The following is a 24,041-nucleotide window of genomic DNA, read 5'->3' as shown; positions in this document are numbered from 1 at the left end:
TTCAGCCCTTCACCACCGCGTCGATCGCGTCGATGACGTGGTCGATGTTGTGGGTGTTGACGGCGGCGACGCAGATCCGGCCCGTCTCCAGGGCGTAGACCTCGTGGTCCTCGCGCAGGCGGGTGGCCTCGGCGGGGCTCAGGCCCGTGTAGGAGAACATGCCCTTCTGCGCCTTGATGGCGTCGAAGCCGCGCTCCGGGTGGCGCTGCTGCAGGCTGTCGGCCATCCGCTCGCGCATGGCGCGGATCCGGTCGCGCATCTCGCCGAGTTCCCGCTCCCAGTCGGCGCGCAGCTCCGAGTCGGTGAGCACGATCTCGACGATCGCCGCGCCGTGGGTGTGCGGGTTCGAGTAGCTCGCCCGGACGAGGCGCTTGGCGAAGGCCTCGACCTTGGCCTTCGCGGCCGGGTTCTCGGCCACGATGGTGAGCGCGCCGACGCGCTCGCCGTAGAGCGAGAACGACTTCGAGAACGAGGAGGCGACCAGGAATTCCTGGCCGGACTCGGCGAACAGGCGCACCGGCTCGGCGTCGGCGTCGAGGCCGTTGCCGAAGCCCTGGTAGGCGATGTCGAGGAACGGGATCAGGCCGCGCTCGGCCATCAGGGGCACGAGGTCCCGCCACTCGTCGAGGCCGAGATCGGCGCCGGTCGGGTTGTGGCAGCAGGCGTGCAGCACCACGATCGAGCCCTTCGGCAGATCCTGGAGATAGGCCTTCATGGCCGGGTAGTCGGCGCCGCCGGTCTCGGCCGAGAAGTAGGGATAGTCGACCACGGTGAAGCCGGCCTGGCCGAACAGCGCCTTGTGATTCTCCCAGCTCGGGTTGCTCACCGCCACGGTGGCGTTCGGGTAGAGCTTGGCCAGCAGGTCGGCGCCGGTCTTCAGCGCGCCGGTGCCGCCGATGCTCTGGAGCGTCGCGGCCCTGTTCTGGGACAGGATCGGCGCGCCCTTGCCGAACAGGAGTTCCTGGACCGCGTCGCGGAACGGCTTGGTGCCCTCGATCGGCCGGTAGGTCTTCGGCAGGCCCTTCTCGATCCAGCGCTTCTCGGCGGTCTGCACGGCGCGCAGGCGCGGCACCTTGCCGTCCGCGTCCGTGTACACGCCGACCACGAGGTTGAGCTTCTTGGGGCTCGGGTCGGCGTTGAAGGCCTCGAACAGGCGCATGATCGGGTCGAGCGGCGCGTCCTGGATGCCGGCGAACAGCGAGGTCATGATCGTCAATCGTCCCAGAGGGTCTCGGCCGGCGACGCGTGGAAGGGCGCCGGCACGCCCGGCGACGGGCCGGGCCGACGCCCTTATTCCGCACATCGCGCCCGCCCGCCAGCGCTTCCGCGCGCATCAGCGTCCCGATCCGCTCAACGATCTGCGCGACGGTGCGCCCGACGATAGTCTGGGCGATCCGGGGGCGGCGCCCTTCCGGTCGGGGCGGAGACGGTCCTAGAGTGCCGCCATGATCCGTCGCCTCCTCCCGTTCCTCGCCCTTCTCCTCGCGGCCGCCCCGGCCGTCGCGCAGGCACCGGTGCGGATCGGCCTGTCGGCGCCGCTGACCGGTCCGGATTCCGCCTTCGGCCAGGGGCTCCGGCAGGGCGCCGAACAGGCGGTGGCCGACCTCAACCGCGTCGCGGGCGGCCGCCCGCGCTGGGTCCTCGTCCCGGCCGACGACGGCGGCGACGCGCGGCAGGCCGTCGCCGTCGCGAAGAAGTTCGCCGCCGACGGCGTGCGCCTCGTCGTCGGGCCGCTCGAATCCGGGGCGGTCGCGGCCGCGGCGCCCGTGTACGAGGAGGCGGGCGCGGTCATGGTCGCGCCGGGGGCGGCCTACGGGCCGCTGACCGGGCGGGGCCTGTGGAACCTGTTCCGCCTCGGACCGAGCGACGCCCAGCAGGGTCGGGCGGCCGGGGCCTACCTGGCGAAGGCCTTCGCGGGGCGCCGGGTCGGGATCCTCAGCGACCGCTCGACCTTCGGCCGCGGCCTCGCCGACGCGGTGGCGGCGCGGCTGAAGGAGGCCGGCATGCCGGAGATGCTGTTCGACGGCTTCCCTCGGGGCACCCGCGACCTCGCGGACCTCGTCGCGCGGTTGAAGGCGGCGCGCCCCGACGCGGTGTATTTCGGCGGCCTCGCGCCCGAGGCCGCGACCCTGCTCCGCGCCATGCGCGAGGCCGGCCTCGGCGCGACGCTGGTGGCGAGCGACGGCATCCTCGACCCCGCCTTCGCCGCCGCGGCCGACGGGGACGGGGAGGGGACGGTCATGACCCTGGTTCCCGATCCGCCGCGCCTGCCCGAGATCCGCGGCGCCCGCCCGGCGCCGCGCTCGCCCGAGGCGGAGAGCGTCGCGGCCAACGCCTACGCGGCCGTGGAACTCCTGGCGCAGGCGACCGAGCGCGCCCGCGCCGCCGACCCGAGGACCGGCCGCATCGCGGACGGCCACAAGGTGGCCGAGGCCGTGCGGACGGGGCCGTCCCGGACGCTGCTCGGATCGGTGGCCTTCGACGCGCGGGGCGACCGCGCCGGAGCACCGATCGCCCTGCGGATCTGGCGCCGGACGCCGGACGGGCGCCTCGACTATGCCGGCAACGACGCGGAGCCCTGAGAGCCGGCGAATCGTGTCGATGACGGAACGTGTTCGGTGTCCGTGACTTGCGGCCGGTTCCCGCGGGGACTACATGCGGGCGGTGCTGCTGAGCTGGCGCGGGCGGTCCCCCGGATCGGATCCGCGCCCTGCGGCGTTTCCCGAGCTCGATGACAGCCGAACACGCATTGCCGGAACGCCTGCTGCCGGACGGTCCGACTGGAGAAGGTGCATGGCGAAAGAAGAATTGATGCAGTTCGATGGTCTCGTGATCGAGATCCTGCCGGATGCGCGCTACCGCGTGCAGCTCGACCAGGGCCACGAGATCGTGGCCTACACAGCCGGCAAGATGAAGAAGAACCGCATCAAGACGCTGGCGGGCGACCGGGTGACGGTCGAGATGTCGCCCTACGACCTCGAGAAGGGCCGCCTCGTGTTCCGCCACAAGGACGAGCGCTCGTCCGGACCCCGCCCGCCGGTGCGCGGCGGTCAGTTCCGCCGCCGTTGACGACCGGGCGCGCGCGCCGGGCTTCCCCGGCCGCGCCCGCCTACCTGCTCTTGACCGTCACGGCGCTGCTCTGGGCCGGCAACGCCGTCACCAGCCGCTGGGCGCCCGGTCACGTGTCGCCCCAGGTCATCACGACGCTCCGATGGGCGGTCGCCTGCCTGGTGCTCATGCCCTTCGCCGCGCGCCGGCTCGCCGCCGCGTGGCCGCTCCTGCGGCCGCACTGGCTGCGCATCCTGCTGATGGGCGGCCTCGGCTACACGGCCTTCAACTGCCTGTTCTACGCGGCCGGTGTGCATACCGGCGCGATCAACCTCGCCCTGTTCCAGGGGGCGATCCCCGTGCTGGTGATCGTCCTGAACCGGCTCGCCTACCGGGTGCCGGTCACGCCGGGGCAGGTCCTGGGCGTGGCGCTGACCCTGGTCGGCGCCGGCCTCGCCGCCACGCACGGCGACCTGTCCGTGCTCACGAACCTCGCCTTCAACCGCGGCGACGTGCTCGTCTTCGGCGCCTGCCTGCTCTACGCGGGCTACACGATCTTCCTGCCGACGCGCCCGAAGGTGCCGGCCCTGGTGTTCTTCGCCGCGATGGCGGTCGCGGCCTTCGTCACCTCGCTGCCGCCGCTCGCCGTCGAGTGGGCGACGGGCCACGCCGTCTGGCCCAACCGCGAGGGCTGGCTGATGGTCGCCTTCGTGGGCCTCGGGCCGTCGCTGCTGGCGCAGCTCTTCTTCATGCGCGGCGTCGAGATCATCGGCCCGAACCGCGCCGGCCTGTTCGTCAACCTCGTGCCGATCTTCGGCGCGATCCTCGCCGTCCTGCTGGTCGGCGAGCCGTTCGGCGCGACGGAAGGGGTCGCCCTGGCCCTGGTGCTGGCCGGGATCGCCTGCGCCGAGCGCCTGAAACCGGCGCCCGCCGCAGAGGCCACTCCGGAAGCCGCCTACTCGCAGACGCGGACGCGGCGGATGTAGACGTCGCCGTAGGCATCGTAGGTCCGGCGGCGCTCGAAGTGGCAGACCGGGCCGTAATCCTCCTCGACGTAGACCGGCGGCGGGGCGCGGTAGACCGGGCGGCCCGGGTAGTAGCCGTTGTTGGCCGACGCGATGGCGCCGCCGACGGCCAGGCCGCCGAGCACGCCGAGGGCGGCCGCGCCGCCGGCGCCGATGCCGTCGCGGGCCTGGGCGGCCGGCGCGAGCGTGGCGAGGCTCCCGACGACAAGGCTCGTCGCGAGAAGGTACTTCATGACATCCCCCTGAAAGCAGGCGATTCGTGCCGATCGATCGGCACAGAGCTGCTAGCACACCCGAGCTTTGGGGCGTTTGTTCGGCCGCACGTGCCGGCTTGACGTGAGGTGCTCCGCCGCACCAAACCCGGGGGCGAGCCGGAGGGCGAGCGAGAGGAGCGGCGACCGTCATGGTGACACGGGGCTTCGTCGGACGCAGGCAGCCGCCCGAGACCGGCGCGCGCCTGCCGCCGGGTCAGTATCTCACCGACGATTTCCCGATCCTCCAGATCGGCCCCAACCCGACCGTCGACATGGCCACGTGGCGCTTCACGCTGCGCGAGGGGTCCCGGCCGATCAAGGCGTGGAGCTGGGCGGAGTTCGAGGCGCTGCCCCGCACCACCTGGCGCGGCGACATCCACTGCGTCACCAAGTGGTCGAAGTTCGACACGACCTGGGAGGGCGTCAGCTTCGACGACATCCTGGCCGATGCCGGGATCGCGGCGCCGACTGGCTACCTCCTGGCGGAATCCCATGACGACTACACCACGAACGTGCCGGTGGCCGACCTCGTGGGCGGCCGCGCCCTGGTGGCGACGCGCTACGAGGGCCAGCCGATCCATCCGGATCACGGCGGTCCGGCGCGGCTGTTCGTGCCACATCTCTACTTCTGGAAGAGCGCCAAGTGGGTGAAGGGCCTCCGGTTCACCCAGACCGACACGGCCGGCTTCTGGGAGCTGCGCGGCTACCACATGTACGGGGATCCCTGGCGTGAGCAGCGCTACATCGGTGACTGAGGCGGTTCCTGAGGTGGTGACTGACGCGGTGACGGACACAGTGACTGACCCGGCGTTCGAGCCCATCGTCTTCCGCTGGCACGAGGCGGAGATCACCGCGATCGCGCCGGTGACGCCGCACGTGAAGAGCGTCCGGCTGCGCTGCGGCCTCGCCGAGTCCTACCGGGCCGGGCAGCACGTCGATGTCCGGCTCACCGCCGAGGACGGCTACCAGGCGCAGCGCAGCTATTCCATCGCCTCGGCGCAGGACGGCAGCGGCACCCTGGAGCTGATGATCGAGGCCCTGCCGGACGGCGAGGTCTCGGGCTGGTTCTCGCACTGCGCCGAGGTCGGCGACCGGGTCGAGCTGCGCGGGCCGATCGGCGGCTCGTTCTCCTGGGACGGGTCTGACGGCGGGCCGCTGCTCCTGGGCGGCGGTGGGTCCGGCGTGGTGCCGCTCCTGGCGATGCTGCGGCGGCGGGCGCAGCACTGGCGGGCGATCCCGGCGGCGCTGATCTACTCGGCCCGCACCCGCGCGGAGGCGATCGCGGTCGCCGAGCTGGAGCGACTCGCCGAGACGGATCCCAACTTCTCCCTGCATCTCGCCACGACCCGCGAGCCCGGCGGCAAGCGGATCGACGCGCCACTCGTCGCCGACGCCCTGGCGCGGATCGGGGCGCCCGGGAAGGTGTTCCTCTGCGGCTCGAACCGGTTCGTGGCCGCGGCCTCGGACCTGATCCTGGCGCAGGGCGTCGCGCCGGGCCTGATCCGCACCGAGCGCTTCGGCGCCTGAACGAGGCTTGGCGCTTTCCGGTCGAGGATCTCGGCTCTGTCGTCTCTGCGAGCGGAGCGAAGCAATCCAGAGTGCGCCACGTTCTCCAACGTCGCGCCGCCCCGGGTGGCTTCGCTGCGCTCGCGATGACGGAGCGGGTTGCGCCGCCCGAAGCGTTCAGCCGGAAGCCGAATCAGGGGCTGAAGATCAGCACGAGGTAGACGAAGAACAGCACGAGGTGCACCGCGCCCTCCAGCACGGTGGTGCGCGAGCCCGAGAAGGTCTGGGCGCTGAGGATCAGCGTCACGGCCAGCAGGGTCATCTCGGTGGGCTTGAGGCCGAGCACCACGGTCTGGCCGGTGAGCAGCCCGATGGTCAGGATCGCCGGCACGGTGAGGCCGACCGTGGAAGTGGCCGCCCCCAGGCACAGGTTGATCGCCCGCTGGAGCTCGTTGCGGGCCACCGCCTTGAGCGCCGAGATCCCCTCCGGCGTGAACACGATGGCGGCGATCAGCACGCCGCCCAGCGCCGTCGGCGCGCCGAGCGCCGCGATGCCGTGATCGAGGATCACCGCGAGGCTCTTGGCCAGGATCACGATCGGCAGGACGTTGGCGAGCAGCAGGCCGACATGCTTGGCGACGCTGCCGCCCGAGACCGGATCCGCGCCGTGCGGCGGCTCCGTCGCCTCGGGGATCTCCGCGTCGATGAAGAACTCGCTGTGGCGCCCGGTCTGGATCAGCAGGAACACGCCGTAGAGGGCGAGGGTGAACACCGAGAACGTGACCGCCTGAAGCGTCGTCAGGGTCCCGTCGCTGGTGGAGCTGGTGAAGTTGGGGATGATCAGCGCGATGGTGGTGAGCGGGATGATCACCGCCATGAAGGCCGAGGCACCCTGGAGGTTGTAGCGCTGCTGGTGGTGGCGCAGGCCGCCGACCAGGAGGCCCAGCCCGACGACGCCGTTCAGCACGATCATCAGCACCGCGAACATCGTGTCGCGGCCGAGGGTCGGCGCGTCCTTGGCCGACAGCATCACGGCGGAGATCAGCGCCACCTCGATGATGACGATGGCCAGCGTCAGGACCAGCGTCCCGAGGGGCTCGCCGAGGCGGTGTGCCAGTTCTTCGGCCTCGTGCACTACGCCGAAGGCGGCCCAGACGATCACGGCGAGCAGCCACGCGAACAGGCCCCCCGCGAACAGGGGCTGCGACAGGTCTCCGAGCCAGTCCTTGCCGAACCACGTGAAGGCGAGAACCGTCGCCCAGGCTACCGCCACCCGCAGGGCTGCCATCATGATGAACGTGTACTCCGCTCGGTTCGCGTCGGGCCTCGACGTGCGCGATTCACGGGAGCCTTAGCAGGTCGTCGGACCAGTGTCGGCGTCGACGGCCGATCGGCCGCGGGTCCATTCGCGCGCCGATGAGGCGTGCCGGATCCCGGATCGAGCGCGCGCAACCGCCCCATGCTGCGACGGGAGTGGTCAGTCGGCCCGGTTGGCGTTACCTTCCAGGCACCCGAATAAAGTCCGGCGCCTGATTCCCCCGCCGCGCGATGGCGCGCTGCCGGGCGCGGCACGGCCGTTGAGAGTTCCCGAAGCTTGCCTTTCCCGACCCTGCCCGCCCCCCTCGCGCGGGCCCTGAGCGACCGCGGCTACGCCGACCCGACGCCGGTCCAGGCCGCCGTGCTGGAAGCCGCCGCCGGCTCCCGCGACCTCCTCGTCTCGGCCCAGACCGGGTCCGGCAAGACCGTGGCCTACGGCCTCGCCATGGCCAGCATGCTGATCGGGGAGGCCGAGCATCTGCCGCCCCCGGCGGCGCCCCTCGCCCTCGTGATCGCCCCGACCCGGGAACTCGCCCTGCAGGTCCAGCGGGAGCTGTCCTGGCTCTATGGGCCGGCCGGAGGCCGTGTCGCGGCCTGCGTCGGCGGCATGGATCCGCGCCGGGAGAGCCGGATGCTCGCGGACGGCACCCACATCGTGGTCGGGACGCCGGGCCGCCTGCGCGACCACCTCGAGCGCCGCAACCTCGACCCGACGGCGCTGCGCGCCGTGGTCCTCGACGAGGCGGACGAGATGCTCGATCTCGGCTTCCGCGAGGACATCGAGTTCATCCTCTCGGCGACGCCCGCGGAGCGGGCCACCTACCTGTTCTCCGCGACCCTGCCGAAGGCGATCGAGACGCTGGCCGAGCGCTACCAGCGCGGGGCCCTCCGGCTCGCGATCAAGGGAGAGACCAAGGGCCACGCCGACATCGCCTACCGGGCGGTGCGGATCATGCCGCGGGAGACCGAGCACGTGGTGCTCAACCTCCTGCGCGAGGCGGACGCCAAGACCGCGATCGTCTTCTGCAACACCCGCAACGCCGTCCGGCACCTCCAGGCCAGCCTGACCGAGCGGGGCTTCTCGGTGGTGGCGCTCTCGGGCGAGCTGGGGCAGGGCGAGCGCAACGCCGCCCTCCAGGCCCTGCGCGACGGCCGCGCCCGCGTCTGCGTCGCCACCGACGTGGCCGCCCGCGGCATCGACCTGCCGTCGCTCAGCCTCGTCATCCACGCGGATCTCCCGCACGACGCCGAGGTCATGCAGCACCGCAGCGGCCGCACCGGCCGCGCCGGCCGCAAGGGCACCTCGGTGCTGCTGATCCCCAATTCCCGGCGGCGCCGGGCCGAGCAGATGTTCGCCATCGCCAAGGTGAGCCCCGAATGGTCGGGGCCGCCCTCGGCCGACGAGATCCGCCGGCTCGACGGCGAGCGCATGCTGTCCGACCCGCTCTTCGCCGAGCCGCCGGCCGAGGAGGACGTCGCGCTGGCCGAGACGCTGCTCGCCGGCAAGAGCCCGGAAGAGCTCGCCGCGCTCCTGGCCCGCGTGTACCGCACCCGCCTGCCGGCCCCCGAGGAGGTCAGCGATCCGGGCGAGGGCCGCGCCCCCCGCGGCGAGCGTCCGCCCTACGACCCGATGGACCCGGAGCGGATCGCCGCCATGGGGCCGGCGGTCTGGTTCCGGCTCAACCTCGGCCGCCGCGACAACGCCGACCCGCGCCGGCTGCTGCCGATGCTGACCCGTCGGGGCGGTATCGGGCGCCAGGAGATCGGCGCCATCCGGATCTTCGACCGCGAGACCAAGTTCGAGGTGCGGGGCAACGCGGCGGCGCGCTTCGCCGAGGCTTTCGCCCGCAACGGCTCGCCGGAGATCCAGGTCGAGGCGCTCGCGGGCGATGGGGCGCCGGCCGAGCGCAGGGGGCCACCCGCCGGGCCGAAGGGATTCGCGAGCCCGCGGGCCGGCAAGCACCAGCGCAAGGCCGAGCGCACCGGGCCGAAGGGCGACAAGGCCGGGCGCCAGACGGGCCGGGCCTGAGCGCCGGCCCCGGCAGACGTCCGGCCCCGTGAGCGGGGCCGGCGCGGCGGCTCAGAAGACGTTCTTGACGGCGTCGCCGAGGGCGTCGACGCTCTCCTTCAGCTTCCGCCCGGCCGGCGCCAGGGACGGGAGCTTGATGCCGAGCACCTCGGTGTCCTCCGCCTCGGCGGGCTCCGCCTGGGCAACGGTGGCGGCGCCCTTCGCCTTGTCGGCGGTCCGCGTCGGCGCGGGCGTTTGGCGGGTCGCCGCCTTGGGCGCGGGCTTCTCGGGGCGCTCGATCTTCTCGGCGCGCTCCGTCCTATCCGATTTCCCGGAGCGCTCCGTCTTCTCGGCCCGCTCCTTCTTCTCGGGACGCTCGGCCTTCTCCGCGCGCTCCGTGCTCTCCGCCACCGGCTTCGGCGCGGCCGGCTCGACGAGCTCGCGGGCCCGGACCGTCTCGGAGGCGCGGGGCGTCTGAAGCGCGGCCGTGCGGACCGGCGCCAGAGGCGCGACTTCCCGCGCGGCCGCGACCGGCGTGACGGGCGTCGGAACCGGGATGCGCTGCGTCGGCGCGACGGGGGCGGCGGCGACCTTCGCGGGCTGCGGAGCCGCCGGCCGCGGGGCGTCGGGCGCGGGCGGCGTCGGCGCGGGCGTGATCGCCGCGAACGCCTCCGGCAGCGACACCATCCTGAGCGCCGGTGTCTCCGGCTTGGCGGGCTGCGCCGGGGCGGCCGCCGCCTGGACGGAGCCCTTGATGGCGGGCAGCCCGTCCTTCAGCTCCGGCCAGTCCGCGGCCTGCCGGGACGCGACGATCTTCACGGGGGTCGGCGCCGCCAGGCCGGCCATCACCGTCGAGGCGGCGACGCCGAAGCCGACCAGCGCGCTCGCGCCAGCCACGCTGAACAGCACGACCTTGAGGTTCAGCGACGACCCGGGCTTGGCCGACGGCGTCCGGTCAGGCCGGGTCTCGGACGGGTCGAGGTTGAGATCGATCATAGGCCGGGGTCTCTGACACGATACACGCCGCGCGCGACCGGGCTCCCCTTCACCGGCCGCCACACTCCGAGGATTCGAAGGTGGTTCGACTCTGGTGGCGATAGAGGAGCTGCAATACGGCGCAATGATGTCGGTCCGAATTGCCTGCCCAGCCAGTCCTGGCGCGGCTATCCACAAGATTACGCCGCGCCGCTTAAGAATCGGTGTTCGCCCCGTCCGCTGCACTGGGGGCGGGGCGGCCTGAGCACGTCCGGGGCGCCACTCTGCCGGCCGCCCGCGGCGGGCGCCATGGACTTCGCCGGCGCGGTCGCTATGCGTCAGCGCGTGGATACCCGCCCGAACCTGTCCCCGCGTACCGAGACGGCCGAAGCGCCGGACGCTCCCCGGCTCCGCCGCTGGCCCTGGTCGGCGTGGTCCACCCGCGCGCGGCTCGTCGCGGTGGTCCTGCTGATCGACGCCTTCGCGGCCGTGATCTCCTGCGCGGTCATCGTCCTGAACGCCCGGTCGGCCGTGCGCGTCGAGACCCGCGCGTCGCTCGCGACCGTCGAGTCGCTGGTGGCCGACACGATCCGCCTGTCCGACACCGCCGCGCCCGACACGCTGCTCCAGACCCTCGACCTGCGCTTCAAGGTCCTCCGGCACGTCCGGGTCGCCGTGCTCGACGCGGACGGCGACGAGGTCGGCCGGCCGCTGCCGCCGCCGCGCGCCGACCGGGAGGCGCCGCGCTGGTTCGCCGACCTGATCATGCCGCCGATCGAGCGCCACGCCCTTCCGATCGTCGTCAACGGGCGGCGGCTCGGCACGGCGCAGATCACCACGCAGCCGATGGACGAGATCGACGAGATCTGGGGCTACGCCCGGGCGCTCTCGCTGACCACCCTGGCGATCAACGCCGCGATGCTGATCGCACTCTACATCGCGCTGGGCCGGATCCTCGCGCCGCTGCGGCGGCTCGGCGCCGGCCTGACCCAGCTGGAGCACCACGACTACACCGCCCGCCTGGAGCCGCCCGGCGCCCGGGAGCTGGCCGTGATCGCCGAGCGGTTCAACAAGGTCGCCGAGGCCCTGGGCGAGGTCCGGGCCGCCAACGGCCGCCTCAACCGCCAGCTCCTGACCGCGCAGGACGACGAGCGCCGCCGGACGGCCCTGGAGCTGCACGACGAGTTCGGCCCGTGCCTGTTCGCCCTGGAGGCCAACGCCGCCTCGATCGGCCGCATCGCCTCCGGCGCGGCCGAGCCGAGCCGCGAGAAGCTCGCCGCCCGGGCGGCCGAGATCAGCGCGATCGTCGGGCAGGTCCAGACCGTCAACCGGGAACTCCTGAACCGCCTGCGGCCGCACGGCCTCGGGCAGGCGCCCCTGGCGACCTGCCTCGACCTGCTCCTGCGCGGCTTCGGGCAGCGCCATCCCGGCATCACCTTCGCGGGCCGCTTCGACGGGCTGGCCCGGGGCTACGGCGACCTCGTGGACCTCACGGTGTTCCGCTGCGTTCAGGAGAGCGCCACCAACGCCGTGCGGCACGGCGCCGCGACCCGGGTGGAGGCCGAGGCGGCCGAGACCGGCGGCCGGATCGACCTCACCATCCGCGACAACGGCACCGGAATCCCGCCGGAACACGGTACCGGGCTCGGTCTGTCGGGGATGCGCGAGCGCGTGGAGGCCCTCGACGGCACCTTCGCCCTTGACAATGCCGGCCCCGGGGCGATCGTCCGGATCACGATCCCCGTTCCGCCCGACCGGGGCGACGAGAACAACACCGCGCCGAGCGCATGAACGCCATCGCATCCCAGATCGACGCCGCCGCCACGCGCCTGCCGGTTCTCGTCATCGATGATCACCCAATCGTCCTGCAGGGCTGTCGACGCGTGCTGGAGGATTCCGGCGTCGAAACCATCGCGGAGGCGACGACAGTCGTCGGCGGCTACCGGATCTTCCACCGGCTCCGCCCGCCGGTCGTGATCTGCGACCTGACCTTCCAGGGCAGCGGCATGGCCGGGCTCGGCCTGATCCGGCGGATCCGGGCGGTCGCGCCCGAGACGCGCATCCTGGTCTTCAGCATGCACAACGACCCGGTGATCGTCGCCCGCGCCCTCGAGGCGGGGGCCCTGGGCTACGTCCTCAAGGACCACGCCTCGGCCGAGCTGTTCGAGGCCTTCGCCAAGGTCCGCGTCGGCGAGGTCTACCTCGACCGGCGCCTCGCCACCGAGGTGGCGATGCTGCGCGCCGACGCACGCCGCGCGCCGGAATCGCAGCTGACTCCCCGCGAGCAGCAGATCCTGGCGCGCCTCGCGCAGGGCCGCTCCTACGGAGCCATCGCGGCCGACCTGTCGGTGAGCTACAAGACCGTGACGAACGCCTGCTCTCAGATGCGCCAGAAGCTCGGCGTGCGCACCCTCGCCGAGCTGATCCACGTCGCCGTCACCCACGCGCAGCGGCAGGGCTAAGCCGTGGCATTTCCCGGACCTGACGACGCCTTCTCCCGGGAGGCCTGGGCGCGCAACGCCGCCGCCTACGAGACCATCCGGTCGATGCCGTTCAACGCCGAGCTCGCCGCCGGCACGCTGCCGCAAGACCGGTTCCGGCACTACATCGTGCAGGACGCGCACTACCTGATCGGCTTCGGCCGGGCGCTGAGCCTCGCCGCCGCGAAGGCGCCGGATCCGGACACGATCGTGCAGTTCTCCCGCGCCGCGCAGGAGGCGATCGTGGTCGAGCGCGCCCTCCACGGCGGCTTCTTCCGCGACTACGGCATCGGGCCGGAGACCTTCGCGGCCACGCCCCTGACGCCGGCCTGCGACCACTACGTCAGCTACCTCACGGCCACCGCCTACGCCGAGCCCTACGCGGTCCTCTGCGCGGCCCTGCTGCCCTGCTTCTGGATCTACAAGGCGGTCGGCGACGACATCTTCGCCCGCGCGGCGCCCGACAACCCGTATCGCGCCTGGATCGACACCTACGCGGGCGACGATTTCGCCGCGGCGGTCGCGGCCATGATCGCCGCCACGGACCGCGCGGCGCGGGACGCGTCGGAGGCCGAGCGCGCGCGGATGCACCGGGCGTTCACGCAGGCCACCCGGCTCGAGTGGCAGTTCTGGGACAGCGCCTACCGCGACGCGGCCTGGGCCCTGTGAGCCGCCCGGCGCGCCCGTGACCGCGCCGGACGCCAGCCGCCGCGATCTCGTCGCCGCCGCGCTCGCTGCAGCCCTCGCCGCGCCGCTCCGTCCGGCCCTGGCCGCCGCCGGCGATCCGGCGCCGATCCCGCCGGATCGGCCCGTCCGGATCGCCATGCTGGTCTATCCGGGCCTCACCGCGCTCGATCTCGTGGGGCCGCAGACCTTCCTCGCCGGCCTCGCCCCCGGCAGCCTCCACCTCGTCGGCGCGGAGCCCGGCCCGGTGACGAGCGACACCGGCCTCGTCCTGGTGGCGACCCACGGCTTCGCGACCTGCCCGGCGGATCTCGACGTCCTGTTCGTCCCCGGGGGCGACGGCACCCCCGCCCAGATGGGCGACGCCGCGCTCCTCGCCTTCCTGCGCGACCGCGCCGCGCGGGCCGGCTGGATCGCCAGCGTCTGCACCGGGTCGCTGATCCTCGGGGCGGCGGGCCTGCTGCGCGGCTACCGCGCGACGTCCCACTGGAGCGTGCGCGACGCGGTGCTGCCGCTCCTGGGCGCCCGGCCGGTGGCCGAGCGCGTCGTCTTCGACCGCGACCGCGTCACCGCGGCTGGGGTCTCGGCGGGGCTCGATCTCGGGCTGGCGCTCGCCGCGCGCCTGCGCGGGCATTCCTACGCCCGCACCGCGCAGCTCGTCGCCGAGTACGCCCCGGCGCCGCCCTTCCGCGCCGGCACGCCCGCCGAGGCCGGGCCCGCGACCGTCCGAGCGGCCGAGGCGATCCTCGCGCCGCTGGTGACGGGGGCGGAGGCCGCAGCGCGCCGGTGAGCGCCGCGCCGGCGATGCAACCGGGCCACGGTCCGGCGCGACGTGCGGCGGCGTGCTTGACGGCGCGCCGCCGGGGCCCGAACTGTTGCGGTGCACGATCCCCCGGAGCCGCCATGTCCCTGATCGCACGCCTGCGCGCCTACGCGGCCGAGGCTCTCGGCGTCGGCACGCAGGAGACCGTGGACGAGACGCATCTCGCGGCCACCGCGCTCCTCGTCCACGTCGCCCGCGTCGACGGCATCCTGGCGCCGGCCGAGAGCGAGCGCCTCTCGCGCCTCGTGCAGGGCCACTACGCCGACGGTCCGGACGCCGCGCGGGCGCTGATCGAGCGCGCCGCCGCCATGGATTCGGAGGTGCGCGACGTGGCGAGCCTCGTGGAGATGATCCCGCACGAGGCCGATCGGTCCGAGCGCGAGGAGCTGCTGACCATGGCGTGGTCGGTGGCGGCGGCGGACGGCAACGTCGACGAGTTCGAGGAGGCGCTGGTCGAGCGCCTCGGCCGCCTGCTCGGCTTCGACGAGGCCGCCATCGCGGCGGCCCGCCGCAGCGGACAGCAGGGCGTCGCGGCCGCGTAGTCCCGGCCGCCCGCGATGATCGCCAGTCTGGCCCTGATCCTGCTCGCGCAGCTGCTGGGCGAAGCCCTCGCGCGCGGCGCGGGCGTCCCGATCCCGGGGCCGGTGATCGGCATGGGCCTGATGTTCGCGTTCCTGCTGCTGCGCGACAATGCCCGCCTCGGCCTGCCGCGCGTGCTGCCGAAGCCGCTGACCGACGGGACGCTCGAGACGACCGCGCGCGGGCTGCTGATGAACCTGTCGCTCCTGTTCGTCCCCGCGGGCGTCGGCGTCGTCGGCCGCCTCGACCTGCTGCGGGCACAGGGCGCCAAACTGGCCCTCGTGCTGGTCGTCTCGACCGCCCTGTCGCTGCTGGTCACCGTCCTGGTGTTCCGCGCCGTCGCCGCCCTGGTCGAGCGGCGCGGGACCGACGGGGAGCCCTGACGGGTGGCCGGCGACTTCTCGCTCTGGGTCTACCTCGCCAAGACACCGCTCCTGTGGCTGACGGTGACGCTGACCGCCTACGTCCTGGCGGACCGGATCGCCGCCGCGACCGGCCGGCACCCGATCGCCAACCCCGTCCTCATCACCGTCGTCCTGGTGGGGGCGGTCCTGGCCGTCACCGGCACGCCCTACGGGGCCTATTTCGAGGGCGCGCAGTTCGTCCACTTCCTGCTCGGGCCCGCCACCGTGGTGCTGGCGATGCCGCTCTACGAGCGGCGGGCGACCGTCCTGCGCGCCCTCGCGCCGATGCTGGCGGCCCTCGCCGCCGGCTCGGCCACCACCCTCGCCGTGGTGATCGGCCTCGCGCGCCTCCTCGACATCCCGCAGCCGATCCTCGTCTCGCTGGCCCCGAAATCCGTGACCTCGGGCGTCGCGATGGGTATCGCGGAGGCGCTCGGCGGCGACCCGACGCTCACCGCCATCCTGGTGATCCTCACCGGCATCATCGGGGCGATTCTCGTGACGCCGATGATGAACCTCCTGCGGATCCGCGACATGCGCGCCCGCGGCTTCGCGGCCGGGCTCGCGGCCCACGGCATCGGGACGGCCCGCGCCTTCCAGGTCAGCGAGGTCGCCGGCACCTTCGCGGGCATCGCCATGGGGCTCAACGCCTTCCTGACGGCGATCCTCGCGCCCCTGGCGCTGCACCTGCTGTTCTGAGCACCTGCTGTTCTGAGCACCTGCTGTTCTGAGGCCTCAGGCGTCCAGCCGGTCGGCCACGGCCTCGGCGAGCGACAGGCTGGAGGTCAGGCCGGGGCTCTCGATCCCGAACAGGTGCACGATCCCCGGCAGGCCGTGCTCGGCCGGCCCGTCGATCCGGAAGTCGGCCGCCGCCTCGCTGGGCCCGGTCAGCTTCGGCCGCAGGCCCGCGTAGTCCGGGTACAGCGCCCCGTCGGGCAGGCCGGGCCAGTAGCGCCGGATCGCGCCGTAGAAGGCCTCGGCGCGCGCGGGATCGACCCGGTAGTCGAACCCGTCGACCCACTCCACGTCGGGCCCGAAGCGGGTGCGGCCGGCGAGGTCGAGGGTGAGGTGGATGCCGAGGCCGCCGTCGATCCGCGGCGCCGGGTAGATCAGCCGCGAGAAGGCCGGCTTGCCGGTGCAGCCGAAATAGTTGCCGCGGGCGAGGCGCAGCGTCGGGACGCGCTCGGCCGGGTAGCCCTCCGTGCCGGCGGCCAGGGCCGGGGCACCGAAGCTCGCGGCGTTGACCACCGCGTCGAAGGCCATCGTGCCGGGCTCGGCGCCGCCGAACGCGGCCCGCCACTGCCCGTCCCGCCGCGCCAAGCCCTCGACCGGGGTGCGCAGGGCGAGCGCGCCGCCGTGATCCTCGATCGCCCCGAGCAGGGCGAGCATCAGCGCGTGGCTGTCGACGACGCCGGTGCGTGGCGAGTGCAGCGCCACCGTGCAGGCGAGATTCGGCTCCAGCTGCCGGGCGGCGCGTCCGTCGAGGAGTTCGAGGCCCGGGACGCCGTTGGCCTCGCCCTGGCGTCGGATCGCCGCGATCTTCTCGGCCTCCGCGTCGTCGGACGCGACGATCAGCTTGCCGCACGCGCGATGCGGGACGCCATGACTCGCGCAAAAGTTGTATAATTGGCGGGCGCCCTCGACGCAGTGATGCGCGCGCTCGGATCCGCCCGGGTAGTACATGCCGGCGTGGATCACTTCCGAGCTGCGGGACGAGACACCCGTTCCGAAGGCGTCCTCGGCTTCCGCCACGATGACGGCATGCCCGCGCAGCGCGAGTGCCCGCCCGATGGCGAGTCCGACGACGCCGGCTCCGACGACCAGGGCCTCCATGTCTTCGCGTTCTCCAACGCGCCCGGTTGGGCAGGTGAGTCCTCAATACCGCACTTGAGCCGGAACAACGACGCGCCCGTTGATTCGTCGTTGACCCTAAATCTCAATCCTAAGTAGAAATATCGGCGCGATAAATGCGCGGCTCGGTTGTAGCGGCAGCGGACTGGCCCATAATGAGGCCATCCGCCGCCTCCGGCCGAGGCCGAGAACGTCTCAGGGACATGCACCGGCCGTCGGCGGCGAAGAGCCCGACGGAAACCGACGAGAGCCACATCCGAAACACGTAGAATCGAGGTGACGACCATGCAGATGACATCGCCGAGCGTCGAACTCGCCGCAAAGATCCTGAGCGCCTACGTCACGCGCAACAGTGTCCCGGCGGGAACGCTGCCCGACCTGCTCTCCGAGGTACACCGCTCGATCACCGCCCTGGACCAGCCCGCAGAGCCGCAGGTCCGGCGGCCGACCGAGGCGCAGATCCGGGCCTCGATCCGGCCGGACACGCTCATCAGCTTCGAGGACGGCAAGCCCTACAAGGCCCTGCGGCGTCACCTGACGATGCGCGGCCTCACGCCCGAGGCCTACAAGGCCAAGTGGGGCCTGCCCGTCGATTACCCGCTGGTCTCGGCGGTTTACAGCGCCCGCCGCTCGACGATCTCCCGCCAGATCGGCGAGGGCCAGCGCCTGCGGATGCAGCAGGCCGCGGAGTAAATGAGCGTCGGTCGCCGGCGCGCGAGCCCGGCGACCGGTCCTCACGGCCAACCCGGGTTCTGCGCCTCGGCGGCGGCGGTCGCCACTTCCTGGATCAGAAGGGCCACGAGCCCGGACCATCCGGTCTGGTGCGACGCGCCGACCCCGCGGCCGCTGTCGCCGTGGTAGTACTCGTAGAACAGGACGTGGTCGCGGAAATGCGGATCCTCCTGCTCGATCCGGCTGTCACCGTAGACCGGCCTGCGCCCGTCCGGGCGGCGGGTCGAGAGGCTGATCAGCCGCCGTGACAGGTGGGCGGCGATCTCCCGGAGCGCGTAGGTCCGGCCCGACCCGGTCGGCGCCTCGACCCGGAAATCCGGGCCGTAATAGTCGTGGAAGCGGTTCAGCCCGGCGATGAGCAGGTAGTTGACCGGCATCCACACCGGTCCCCGCCAGTTCGAGTTGCCGCCGAACAGCCGCGAGCGCGACTCGGCCGGCTCGTAGGCGAGCCCCAGGTCCCGCCCGTCCCAGGCGAAGCAGAACGGCTTGTCCGCGTAGACGCGGGACACGGCGCGCAGCCCGTAATCCGAGAGGAACTCGTTCGGGTCCAGGGCGCGGTGGAGCAGCGCCTTCAGCCGGTGCCCGCGCAGCAGCGACAGCAGCGCCGTCTGGCCCTCGCCGGGCTCGTTCCAGCGCGAGACCAGGGTCGCGAGGTCCGGGCGGTTCTTGAGGAAGAACACCATCCGGCTGCGCAGGGACGGCAGCCGCGCGAGGTCGCACTCGTTGATCACCGCCACCGCGAAGATCGGGATCAGGCCGACCATGGTCCGGGCGCGGATCGGGAGGCGCTGCCCGTCGCGCGTCTCGATGACGTCGTAGAAGAAGCCGTCCGGCTCGTCCCACACGCCCGCCCCCGTGGCTCCGGCGATGAGGAGGAAGTGCTCGAAGAACTTCTCCGCCATGTCCTCGAAGGTCGGGTCGTCGAGCGCCAGCTCGATGGCGATCCGCATCAGGTTCAGCGCGTAGGTCGCCATCCAGGCCGTCGCGTCGGACTGGGTCAGCGTGGCGCCGTCGCCTACCGGCTTCGACCGGTCGAAGATCCCGATATTGTCGAGGCCGAGGAAGCCGCCCTGGAACAGGTTGCGGTCGTCGGAATCCTTCCGGTTCACCCACCACGTGAAGTTCAGGGTGAGCTTGTTGAAGATCCGCTTGAGGAAGGCGTGGTCCGGCTGGCCGGTGAGCGCCCGGTCCAGCTCGAACACCCGCCAGGCGGCCAGCGCGTGGACCGGCGGGTTGGCGTCCCCGAAGCCCCACTCGTAGGCCGGCAGCGCGGCGTTCGGGTGGGTGTAGGCCTCGTCGACCAGCAGCAGGAGCTGGTTCTTGGCGAAGTCCGGGTCGATGAGCCCGAACACGATCGCCTGCAGGGCGAGGTCCCAGGAGGCGAACCAGGGATACTCCCAGGCATCCGGCATCGAGATGATGTCGTTGGCGCGCAGGTGCGACCAGTCGCTGTTGCGGCCGTGCCGCCGCTCCGGCGCCGGCGCGGGCTGCGCCGGGTCGCCGGCGAGCCACTCGCGCACGTCGTAATGGTAGAGCTGCTTCGACCAGAGCATGCCGGCGAGCGCCTGCCGCTGCACGAGCCGCATCTCGGGATCGGCGATCGGCGCCTGGAGCGCCCCGTAGAAGTCGTCGGCCTCCCCCTCGCGGGCGGTGAAGACGGCGTCGAAATCCGCGAAGGGCGCGCCCGGCGCGGTCTCGGCGCGCAGGCGCAGGCGCACGGTCCGAGTCTCGCCGGGGCCGAGATGCAGGTCGTAGCGGGCGGCGCACTTGGTGCCGGACAGGGCGTTGACGGCGGCCCGGTCGCCGCCCACGACGCACCGGTCGATCCCGTCCTTGTAGAAGCCCTCGGCGGGGCCGCTGCCGAACAGCCGGTGCGTGTTGGTCTCGTTCTCGGTGAACAGCAGGTCGCCCGCGCCCTCGGCGAAGAACCGGAAGGTCGGCATCTCGGGGTGGCGCGCCCAGACCGAGCCCTCCGACCCGGCCGTCAGCTCCGGCTTCGGCGTGCCCTGCTTCCACGACCACGTGTTGCGGGCCCAGAGCTGCGGCAGCAGCGTCAGATCCGCCGCGTCCGGGCCGCGATTGGTGACGGTGACCCGCATCAGGATGTCGTCGGGGGCGGCCTTGGCGTATGCGACCTCGACGTCGAAGTAGCGGCCCTCGTCGAACAGGCCCGTGTCGAGGAGCTCGAATTCCGGGTCGTCGAGGCCGCGCCGCGCGTTCTCCTCGACCAGGCGTCCGTACGGGAAGGCGGCCTGCGGGTACTTGTAGAGCATCCGCATGAAGGCGTGGGTCGGGATCCCGTCGAGGTAGTAGTAGAGTTCCTTGACGTCCTCGCCGTGGTTGCCCTCCTGGTTGGTCAGGCCGAACAGCCGCTCCTTCAGGATCGGGTCGCGCCCGTTCCACAGCGCCAGGGACAGGCACCAGTTCAGGTGGCGGTCGCCGAAGCCGCCGATCCCGTCCTCGCCCCAGCGATAGGCGCGGGACCGGGCGTGGTCGTGGGGCAGGTAGTCCCAGGCGTCGCCCTTCGGGCTGTAATCCTCCCGCACCGTGCCCCATTGCCGGTCGCTGAGGTACGGCCCCCAGCGGCGCCACGCCGGATCGGAGCGGGCCTCCACGAGACGGCGGCCCTCGGCGGTCTCGAAGAGGTGCGGCGGCACGCCGTCGGGCTTGGTCATACGCGCGCTGCTCCTGCCCCCGCGGATCCGTACCGGATAAAGCCGCGACGCCGGCAGGGAAAGTCAACGCCCCGCCGCGACCGGATCGCCGCGGGGGATCGCGCGACGCGCGATCACACGATGCGGATCGACAGGTCCGGCAGGCCCTCGATGGAGCCGGCGAGCACGTCCCCGCGGACGACCGGCCCGACATTCTCGGGCGTTCCCGAGAAGACGATGTCGCCCGCCTTCAGCTCGAAGGCCCGCGACAGCTCGGCGATCTGCTCGGCGACCGACCAGATCATGTCCGACAGGTCGGCGTCCTGCCGCACGGTGCCGTTCACGGCGAGCCGGATGCGGCCGCGCGCCGGATGGCCGACCCGGGCGACCGGCAGGATCGGCGTGATCGGCGCGGACTGGTCGAAGCTCTTGCCGATCTCCCAGGGCTTCTTCTGGTTGCCCATGCCGCGCTGGAGGTCCCGGCGGGTCATGTCGAGGCCGGTGGCGTAGCCGTAGACGTGGTCGAGCGCCTGCGCGGCCGGGATGTCGCGCCCGCCCGACTTCAGCACGGCCACGAGCTCGATCTCGTGGTGGTAGTTCTGGGTGAGCGACGGGTAGGGGTGGTCGGCGACGCCGCCCGCGACGACCTGCACGGCGTCCGCCGGCTTCTGGAAGAAGAAGGGCGGCTCGCGCGACGGGTCGGAGCCCATCTCGCGGGCGTGGGCCGCGTAGTTCCGGCCGATGCAGTAGATCCGGCGGACCGGGAAGACCTGCGCCTCGCCCTGGATCGGGATCGTGGCCTGCGGCAGCGGGAACAGCAGGCCCGGCTGCGCCTCGGCGGCGGCGGCGGGGCCGAGGCCCGCGGCGGCGCCGGCGGCCACCACCCCGAGAGCGCGGCGTCGACTGATCGTTGCCATGGCCGTGTCCCTTCACCTTGATCCGCGCGCCGCGCGGCGCAGGCGGGCGATACGACCGGGCGGGACCGGCCGCCAGCGGATCCGCGGCCGGGATGGAGAGGCTCAGGCGGTCCGTGTCACCCGGATTCCCTCCGGGTCCGCCGCGACGCGCAGCCCGGTGTAGTCCGCGATCGTCGGATGACCGGTCCGCACCGGCTCGTGATGGGTCGCGGTGACGACCACGACGGCCGCATCCGCGGCCTCGGCCGCCCGGATGCCGGCCGGGGCGTCCTCGAACACGAGGCAGTCCGGCGCCGCGACGCCGAGGCGCCCGGCCGCCAGGAGGAAGCAGTCCGGCGCGGGCTTGCCCCGCGCCACGTCCTCGGCGGCCACCAGAAGGTCGGGGACCGGCATTCCGGCCGCCGCGAGGCGGCGCTCCGCCAGCCGCCGGGGCGCCGAGGTGACGATCGCCCAGCGGTGGCGCGGCAGCGCCTCCAGGAAGGCCCGCGCCCCCGGGATCGCCACGATGTCGTCGACATCCGCCATCTCGGCCTCGGTGATCGCGGCCGCCTCGGCCACGGGATCGACGCCCGGCAGGTTCAGCCGCCGGATGGTCTCGACCGACTGCACGCCGTGGATCGTCGGCAGGAAGGACGCCGCGTCGAGGCCGTGCGCCTCGGCCCAGCGCGACCAGATCCGCTCCGCGGAGGCGATCGAGCTGATGATCGTCCCGTCCATGTCGAACAGGAGCGCCGCCAGGGGGCGCGACGGGAGGGCTGACTCGGGCATGGGCGAGGGCTAGGCCGGCGGCGCCGTCCCGGCAACCGGCCCGCGCGCATGGCCGCGTCTCGCGCGTGGCCGGGCCTCCGGGACGCCTTCGCCGGCGGTCGCGGCAGGCCCGCCCGCTTCACGGGCCGATGCCTTTGGTGTAGCGCGGGGGCAATCCCGGGCCGTCGGCGGCCCTGCAGAAGCGAATATCGACCGACCATGCCGAGCCGCATCGACGCCACCTTCGCCCGCGCCCGCGCGGAGAACCGGTCCGTCCTCGTCACCTACGTGATGTCCGGCGATCCCGATCCCGCGACCTCGCTCGAGGTCCTGAAGGCGCTGCCGGGCGCCGGCGCCGACATCCTGGAATTCGGCCTGCCGTTCACCGACCCGATGGCGGACGGCCCGGCGATCCAGGCGGCCGGCCTGCGGGCGCTCAAGGCGGGCCAGACGGTGTCGGGCACCCTCGACCTCGTGCGCCGCTTCCGCGCCGGCAACGACACCACGCCAATCGTGCTGATGGGGTACTACAACCCGATCCACACCTACGGCGTCGACCGCTTCCTCGACGACGCGCTGGCGGCCGGCGTCGACGGGCTGATCGTCGTCGATCTCCCGCCCGAGGAGGATTCCGAGCTGTGCCTGCCGGCCCTCGGCAAGGGCCTCGCCTTCATCCGCCTCGCCACGCCCACCACCGACGAGCGGCGCCTGCCGGCCGTCCTCGCGAACACGGCGGGCTTCGTCTACTACGTGTCGATCACCGGCATCACCGGGACGGCGACCCCGGATTTCGGCAAGGTCTCCGAGGCGGTCGCCCGCATCCGGCGCCACACCGAGCTGCCCGTCGTCGTGGGATTCGGCGTCAAGACCGGCGCCCACGCGGCGGCGATCGCCGAAGGTGCCGACGGCGTCGTGGTCGGCTCCGCGCTCGTGGACGCCCTGGTGCGCTCCCTCGACGGCGAGGGCCGGGCGCAGGCCGGAAGCGTCGAGGCCGTGACGGAGCTGGTGCGAGAACTCGCCGCGGGCGTGCGATCGGCGGGCGTCGGGCGGGCCGCCTGACGGGCGGACCGGGCACCCCTGGCGGCGGCGCGCGCCGCACCTGATATCTGCGCGGGCTTGAAGCGGACGGACGCAAGTCGATGGTCGAACCGATGAACTGGATCTCGGAGGTGGTGCGCCCCCGGATCAAGACCTTGTTCAAGCGCGAGACGCCCGAGAATCTCTGGGTCAAGTGCCCGGACACGGGGCAGATGGTGTTCCACAAGGAGGTGGAGGCCAATCACTGGGTCATTCCCGGATCCGAGCATCACCTGAAGATGGGCGCCCAGGCGCGCCTGAAGATGATGTTCGACGAGGGCACGTGGATCGACGTGGCCCTGCCCGAGGTCACCCCCGACCCGCTGAAGTTCCGCGACGAGAAGCGCTACGTCGACCGGCTCAAGGAGGCCCGGGCCAAGACCGGCCTGCAGGACGCGTTCAAGATCGGCTTCGGCCGGGTCGGCGGCCTGCCGATGACGCTGGCCGCGCAGGAATTCGGCTTCATGGCCGGGTCGCTCGGCATGGCGGCGGGCGAGGCCTTCGTGCGCGGCGCCGAGACGGCGCTGGAGAAGCGCACGCCCTACGTGCTGTTCGCGGCCTCCGGCGGCGCGCGCATGCAGGAGGGGATCCTGTCGCTGATGCAGATGCCGCGGACCACCGTGGCGGTGCGCCGGCTCAACGCGGCCCGGCTCCCCTACATCGTGGTGCTGACGAACCCGACCACGGGCGGCGTCACCGCCTCCTACGCGATGCTGGGCGACGTCCACCTCGCCGAGCCCGGCGCGCTGATCTGCTTCGCGGGACCGCGGGTGATCGAGCAGACGATCCGCGAGAAGCTGCCCGACGGCTTCCAGCGGGCGGAGTACCTGCGCGAGCACGGCATGGTCGATCAGGTGGTCCACCGGCACCAGCTCAAGGAGACGATCACGCGTCTCTGCAGCCTCCTGACCAACGTGTCCCAGGCCGGCGCGCCGGCCGCGGCCTCCGAGGCGGCCTGAG

General features: G+C 72.8%; 24 protein-coding genes. 16 read left to right on the top strand and 8 right to left on the bottom strand.

Annotation, left to right across the window (positions count from 1 at the left end):
- Position 1: 1 nt before the first annotated feature.
- On the bottom strand, positions 2-1,207 hold the full coding sequence (locus BM419_RS17535) for an amino acid aminotransferase (protein WP_091927180.1): 1,206 nt from the start codon (positions 1,205-1,207) through the stop codon (positions 2-4).
- Between the two features lie 238 nt (positions 1,208-1,445).
- Here BM419_RS17535 and BM419_RS17530 point away from each other — a divergent pair, with 238 nt between their 5' ends.
- The 3 genes from BM419_RS17530 (at position 1,446) to BM419_RS17520 (ending at position 4,034) form a co-directional block, all read left to right on the top strand.
- Positions 1,446-2,582, top strand: coding sequence for a branched-chain amino acid ABC transporter substrate-binding protein (locus BM419_RS17530; protein WP_091927179.1), 1,137 nt, complete (start codon positions 1,446-1,448; stop codon positions 2,580-2,582).
- A gap of 211 nt (positions 2,583-2,793) precedes the next feature.
- Entirely contained in the window at positions 2,794-3,069 is a 276-nt protein-coding gene (infA, locus tag BM419_RS17525) for a translation initiation factor IF-1 (RefSeq protein ID WP_012320343.1), read from the top strand.
- Positions 3,066-4,034, top strand: coding sequence for a DMT family transporter (locus BM419_RS17520; RefSeq protein ID WP_091927178.1), 969 nt, complete (start codon positions 3,066-3,068; stop codon positions 4,032-4,034). The genes infA and BM419_RS17520 overlap by 4 nt, the downstream gene beginning before the upstream one ends.
- On the opposite strand, the gene BM419_RS17515 is transcribed toward BM419_RS17520, so the two are convergent.
- Positions 4,004-4,306 carry a hypothetical protein gene (locus tag BM419_RS17515; protein WP_012320341.1) on the bottom strand — a complete coding sequence of 101 codons (303 nt, stop codon included), beginning with the start codon at positions 4,304-4,306 and terminating at the stop codon, positions 4,004-4,006. The two genes, BM419_RS17520 and BM419_RS17515, sit on opposite strands and share 31 nt — an antisense overlap.
- A gap of 170 nt (positions 4,307-4,476) precedes the next feature.
- Here BM419_RS17515 and BM419_RS17510 point away from each other — a divergent pair, with 170 nt between their 5' ends.
- Entirely contained in the window at positions 4,477-5,082 is a 606-nt protein-coding gene (locus tag BM419_RS17510) for a sulfite oxidase-like oxidoreductase (protein WP_091927177.1), read from the top strand.
- A gap of 40 nt (positions 5,083-5,122) precedes the next feature.
- Positions 5,123-5,854 carry an FAD-binding oxidoreductase gene (locus BM419_RS17505; RefSeq protein ID WP_175556324.1) on the top strand — a complete coding sequence of 244 codons (732 nt, stop codon included), beginning with the start codon at positions 5,123-5,125 and terminating at the stop codon, positions 5,852-5,854.
- A 172-nt stretch (positions 5,855-6,026) separates the two neighbouring features.
- Here the strand turns inward: BM419_RS17505 and BM419_RS17500 are convergent, their stop codons facing one another.
- Positions 6,027-7,124, bottom strand: a complete 1,098-nt coding sequence (locus tag BM419_RS17500; protein ID WP_042671759.1) for a calcium:cation antiporter — start codon at positions 7,122-7,124, stop codon at positions 6,027-6,029.
- 303 nt (positions 7,125-7,427) lie between these two features.
- On the opposite strand from BM419_RS17500, the gene BM419_RS17495 reads away from it, so the two are divergent.
- Positions 7,428-9,179: a DEAD/DEAH box helicase gene (locus BM419_RS17495; protein ID WP_091680498.1), complete on the top strand. Its 1,752-nt coding sequence runs from the start codon at positions 7,428-7,430 to the stop codon at positions 9,177-9,179.
- Positions 9,180-9,230: 51 nt separating this feature from the next.
- Here BM419_RS17495 and BM419_RS17490 read toward each other — a convergent pair whose 3' ends face one another.
- Positions 9,231-10,154, bottom strand: a complete 924-nt coding sequence (locus BM419_RS17490) for a hypothetical protein (protein ID WP_091927176.1) — start codon at positions 10,152-10,154, stop codon at positions 9,231-9,233.
- Positions 10,155-10,442: 288 nt separating this feature from the next.
- On the opposite strand from BM419_RS17490, the gene BM419_RS17485 reads away from it, so the two are divergent.
- The 7 genes from BM419_RS17485 to BM419_RS17455 all read left to right on the top strand — a co-directional run bounded on the left by BM419_RS17485 (position 10,443) and on the right by BM419_RS17455 (position 15,802).
- The gene (locus BM419_RS17485) at positions 10,443-11,924 is read left to right on the top strand and encodes an ATP-binding protein (RefSeq protein ID WP_091680502.1); all 1,482 of its coding nucleotides are present in this window, start codon (positions 10,443-10,445) and stop codon (positions 11,922-11,924) included.
- Complete coding sequence (locus BM419_RS17480) at positions 11,921-12,595, top strand: response regulator (RefSeq protein ID WP_012320334.1); 675 nt, start codon at positions 11,921-11,923, stop codon at positions 12,593-12,595. Before BM419_RS17485 ends, BM419_RS17480 begins: the two co-directional genes overlap by 4 nt.
- A 3-nt stretch (positions 12,596-12,598) precedes the next feature.
- The gene (gene tenA, locus BM419_RS17475; protein WP_091927175.1) at positions 12,599-13,282 is read left to right on the top strand and encodes a thiaminase II; all 684 of its coding nucleotides are present in this window, start codon (positions 12,599-12,601) and stop codon (positions 13,280-13,282) included.
- Positions 13,283-13,298: 16 nt separating this feature from the next.
- Positions 13,299-14,087 carry a DJ-1/PfpI family protein gene (locus BM419_RS17470; protein ID WP_175556321.1) on the top strand — a complete coding sequence of 263 codons (789 nt, stop codon included), beginning with the start codon at positions 13,299-13,301 and terminating at the stop codon, positions 14,085-14,087.
- A gap of 113 nt (positions 14,088-14,200) precedes the next feature.
- A complete protein-coding gene (locus BM419_RS17465; RefSeq protein ID WP_020093031.1) occupies positions 14,201-14,662 on the top strand; it encodes a tellurite resistance TerB family protein in 462 nt (153 codons plus the stop codon).
- Between the two features lie 15 nt (positions 14,663-14,677).
- A complete protein-coding gene (locus BM419_RS17460; protein ID WP_020093032.1) occupies positions 14,678-15,082 on the top strand; it encodes a CidA/LrgA family protein in 405 nt (134 codons plus the stop codon).
- Between the two features lie 3 nt (positions 15,083-15,085).
- Positions 15,086-15,802: an LrgB family protein gene (locus BM419_RS17455; RefSeq protein ID WP_091927174.1), complete on the top strand. Its 717-nt coding sequence runs from the start codon at positions 15,086-15,088 to the stop codon at positions 15,800-15,802.
- 36 nt (positions 15,803-15,838) lie between these two features.
- On the opposite strand, the gene BM419_RS17450 is transcribed toward BM419_RS17455, so the two are convergent.
- Positions 15,839-16,936, bottom strand: coding sequence for an NAD(P)/FAD-dependent oxidoreductase (locus BM419_RS17450; protein ID WP_091927173.1), 1,098 nt, complete (start codon positions 16,934-16,936; stop codon positions 15,839-15,841).
- Positions 16,937-17,239: 303 nt separating this feature from the next.
- Between BM419_RS17450 and BM419_RS17445 the strand changes: the two genes are divergently transcribed.
- Entirely contained in the window at positions 17,240-17,647 is a 408-nt protein-coding gene (locus BM419_RS17445; RefSeq protein ID WP_026604910.1) for a Ros/MucR family transcriptional regulator, read from the top strand.
- Between the two features lie 41 nt (positions 17,648-17,688).
- On the opposite strand, the gene BM419_RS17440 is transcribed toward BM419_RS17445, so the two are convergent.
- From BM419_RS17440 to BM419_RS17430, 3 genes are all read right to left on the bottom strand, one after another.
- Positions 17,689-20,361, bottom strand: a complete 2,673-nt coding sequence (locus tag BM419_RS17440; protein WP_091927172.1) for an MGH1-like glycoside hydrolase domain-containing protein — start codon at positions 20,359-20,361, stop codon at positions 17,689-17,691.
- A 113-nt stretch (positions 20,362-20,474) separates the two neighbouring features.
- Positions 20,475-21,257 carry a fumarylacetoacetate hydrolase family protein gene (locus tag BM419_RS17435; RefSeq protein WP_091927171.1) on the bottom strand — a complete coding sequence of 261 codons (783 nt, stop codon included), beginning with the start codon at positions 21,255-21,257 and terminating at the stop codon, positions 20,475-20,477.
- Between the two features lie 102 nt (positions 21,258-21,359).
- Positions 21,360-22,025, bottom strand: coding sequence for an HAD-IA family hydrolase (locus BM419_RS17430; RefSeq protein ID WP_091927170.1), 666 nt, complete (start codon positions 22,023-22,025; stop codon positions 21,360-21,362).
- A 198-nt stretch (positions 22,026-22,223) separates the two neighbouring features.
- On the opposite strand from BM419_RS17430, the gene trpA reads away from it, so the two are divergent.
- Together trpA and accD are read left to right on the top strand one after the other, a co-directional pair.
- Positions 22,224-23,063, top strand: a complete 840-nt coding sequence (trpA, locus tag BM419_RS17425) for a tryptophan synthase subunit alpha (RefSeq protein WP_091927169.1) — start codon at positions 22,224-22,226, stop codon at positions 23,061-23,063.
- Positions 23,064-23,143: 80 nt separating this feature from the next.
- The gene (accD, locus tag BM419_RS17420; RefSeq protein WP_056533173.1) at positions 23,144-24,040 is read left to right on the top strand and encodes an acetyl-CoA carboxylase, carboxyltransferase subunit beta; all 897 of its coding nucleotides are present in this window, start codon (positions 23,144-23,146) and stop codon (positions 24,038-24,040) included.
- Position 24,041 lies beyond the last annotated feature (1 nt).

The organism is Methylobacterium sp. yr668 (assembly GCF_900116245.1).
In the GTDB taxonomy this organism is placed as follows: Bacteria; Pseudomonadota; Alphaproteobacteria; order Rhizobiales; family Beijerinckiaceae; genus Methylobacterium.
Note: the sequence above shows the minus strand (reverse complement) of the source record. Positions and strands in the feature narration are given on the sequence as shown.